The sequence below is a fragment of the Mesorhizobium sp. WSM4310 genome, from assembly GCF_007003935.1.
Lineage (GTDB): Bacteria > Pseudomonadota > Alphaproteobacteria > Rhizobiales > Rhizobiaceae > Mesorhizobium.
Map to the genome: position 1 here is coordinate 1 of NZ_VFTA01000080.1, position 2,366 is coordinate 2,366.

At 60.4% G+C, this 2,366-nt stretch carries 1 protein-coding gene; it reads right to left on the reverse strand.

The genetic code is table 11. The features are described 5' to 3' along the window. Window positions 1-149: 149 nt before the first annotated feature. A complete protein-coding gene (ltrA, locus tag FJV80_RS34345; RefSeq protein WP_142878501.1) occupies window positions 150-1,676 on the reverse strand; it encodes a group II intron reverse transcriptase/maturase in 1,527 nt (508 codons plus the stop codon). Window positions 1,677-2,366: the final 690 nt, after the last annotated feature.

A 2,366-nucleotide genomic window follows, 5' to 3' on the forward strand; every position in this document is an offset into this window, starting at 1 on the left:
CGCTTTGACGTGCAAATGGTGGAGTAGAGATGAAGCGCTACTTCCCCTTTCGGAGACAAGTTTCTCCATCCCTCTCCCCGAACCGGACAGGCAAGTTTCCCTGCATCCGGCTCTCCGTGCATGAGCGAGAGATCGCTCATGGGTGTGCCTCAGTCCGATGTGAGGCGGTAGAACGCGTCCCAGAAGTCGCCCACGCTCTCGCGCTGACGGTGCCGGGATTGGGCGTTCCATCCGTTCGGTTTCTCGATGCTTTGGTGAGGGTAACGCATGGTTCCGCCGTCGCGGAGGAGCCTCAGGCGCTTCGTGCCTTCGACCCATCGATGCCGTTGTCCCGTGACGTTGACGGTGAAGCGGCGACGCAGCTCTCGCCACGTTGCCTTTCGATGCTTCTTACGCAGCCAACGTCCAACGCGCTCCCAAATCCATTTGTCGAGATGGCTGAAGTCCCGACACGCCTGCGTGGCATATCGGTAATAGTTCCGCCACCCGAGCAGGATCGGGTTGAGGGTGCCGACGACTTTGGTGAGCGGCCATCCGGTAGGAGTGCTCTTCACCAGGACCTTGATCCTGTGGCGCAGGTCGTTGAGCTTGCTCCTCGGGATGAAGAGGTTGCCGACCAGTCGCCCCGTGCGGAGCGCTTTGGTGCGCACCACCCGATAGCCGAGGAAGTCGAAGCCTTCCTTGGTCTCGGTGATCCGGGTCTTTTCCATCGACAGTTCCATACGAAGTTCCGTCTTCAGGAACTCCGCCAGCGCCTGCCTTTCAGCTTCCGCTTGCTCCCTCGTGCCTTCCACGAGGACGACGAAGTCGTCCGCATAGCGCACCATGTAGAATGTCGGCTTGCCGTTCTTGCGGTCCAGAGTCCGCCGGCCTGCCGCCCTGCTACTCGGTTCACGGGGGCGCATGGACCATCGTCCGTACCGTTCGTCGATGGCTGTCAAGTAGATGTTCGACAGCATCGGCGAGATGATCCCGCCTTGTGGCGAGCCGGTGACGGGATGTCGGATGGTCCCCTCGATCATCACGCCCGCCTTCAGGAATGCGAAGATCAGCCTCAGCACCTTACGGTCGCCGATACGCCGTCGCACGCCTTCCATCATGACGTGATGGTCGATTGCGTCGAAGCAGCCCTTGATATCGCCTTCAATGGCGTAGTCGTAGACCGAAGGTCCACGAACCGACGGGTGAAGACACTTCTGGATTCGCTCCAGAGCATCATGGGTGCTCCGTCCTTTCCGGAATCCATACGAGGTCGGATAGAAATCCGTCTCGAAGATGGGTTCGATGATCAGCTTCATGGCCATTTGCACCAAGCGATCGGTCAGCGTGGGGATTCCGAGTGGCCGGAATGCTCCCGGTTTGCCAGGCTTTGGGATGAGCCGTTGTCTGACGGGTTCCGGGTCATATGTTCCGTTGCGAAGTGCCTCGCGTATTTCGTCGAGGAACCTTGCTGCGCCACCGGCACGCTGTTCGACCGTACGACGCGTCATCCCGTCCGTTCCCGGTGTTCGGCTGCCGCGGTTGCGGGCGAGCCGTCGCCAAGCTTCGGCAAGGGTTCTGCGGTCGCATATGAGATTGAACAGATCAGCAAAGACCTTGTCAGGTTCGTCGCTGCTCCACCGATACAGTTTGCGCTGCATGTCGAGGACAAACGGGATATTCATCCCGCCGGACATGTGCCCGCCTCCTGCTTGCAAGCCGTATCCACTGCCTCCCTTCGCCATGTGAACGGCTTTCCCGTCCTCGGACTACTACGAAGGCTCCGTCCCTCGGCACCACGGTCACTGGCCGCTTCAGTCGTCCGGCGTCCGAAACCGCCGGAAATGGTGACAAGGTTCTTGGGTTCCGCGACTGATCTCTTGCTCGCTTTAGGCGCCGACTCTACCCCGTGTGGAATCCGGCCTCGGCGCCACGCAAACTCATGCCGAGGCTGGCGCACAGCAAGCTGCGCGCCTCCAATCCGCGTACTGATAGCGCGGACCAACACTCCACCGATCCGAAGATCGACCCACCCACTTCCGAGTCGGCAGGCTCCATCTCTAAACGGGGCGTCCACCATCGGTTCGGTTTCCCTCGCCATGGCAAGCTCGCTGGCCGAACCGCTCACGGGGTCGGAAGTCCCCGCCCGTTCGGCTTTGATGGGTTCTGCTAATTTACGGTTCCCCGGAAGCGCCCGGTTCTCCTCACCCATCTGCTTATCGCCGTATGTTGCGTCATACAGCGTGCGGGGTCCTCCACCCCGCGAGATCCATTGCAGCATGAAGGCTGAATCCCTTCTTCCTTTCAACTCCCAACGCACATCCTGTCGCGATGGCGATCTATCATCTTCACGTCAAGGTCATTGGCCGCAAGGCTGGGAGCAGTGC

Bases quoted from the DNA above. Each gene is read 5' to 3' on its own strand.
- ltrA (WP_142878501.1), bottom strand. From the start codon at position 1,676: ATGTCCGGCGGGATGAATATCCCGTTTGTCCTCGACATGCAGCGCAAA.